Annotated in this window: 1 pseudogene; it reads right to left on the bottom strand. The window is 43.4% G+C overall.

Features of this window, described 5'->3' with window-relative positions:
• Positions 1–543 (bottom strand): annotated as a pseudogene (locus tag R8O11_RS29495) (Hpt domain-containing protein); the annotation flags it as partial.
• Positions 544–595: the final 52 nt, after the last annotated feature.

Below are 595 nucleotides of genomic sequence, written 5' to 3'. Positions count from 1 at the left end.
CTCCCCTGTCGACAGTGAATCCGATTCGATGAACAGTAAATCCAGTTCGCGATAGGTATCCGTATTGGTGTTGGAATCGCTAAAAATCGATTCAAGAACCAAGGCTCCCAAGCGGTAATACATGTTTTCAATTTGCTGCGAGTTGTTTTCCGCACCTCGGCTGGTGTGCAGTTGCTCCGCCAACGATACCAACTCACCATCACTGCCAATAAAAGCGCGTGCACTTTCCAAAAATCGGTCAGTTGAATAAAGCAATTGCGTGACGTCTGGCCCATTCGCATCAGAGACTTCACTTTCTAATTGAAGACGAACCGCGTACACAAGCTGAAGTTTGAGTGAGACTTGATCGACATGCTTAACTCGATACGGCAACTCAAAATTAAAGAAGTTACGTACTTCCTCAACTTTACTGCCGAGTTCATTCAATGTGGAAAGCGTTTGCATCGTCTGCTTTGCTTGAAACCAAAGAGTTGCAGAAAATACACACCACAAAATGAATAAGAACCAAATAATCCGCTTAATCCCTGCTCTTAATTGATGCAACGCTCAGTCCTCATATAATCCATTAATTACAAGCATATACCATGTTCTGAGC

It is taken from the genome of Vibrio sp. 1288 (assembly GCF_033344475.1).
Note: the sequence above shows the minus strand (reverse complement) of the source record. Positions and strands in the feature narration are given on the sequence as shown.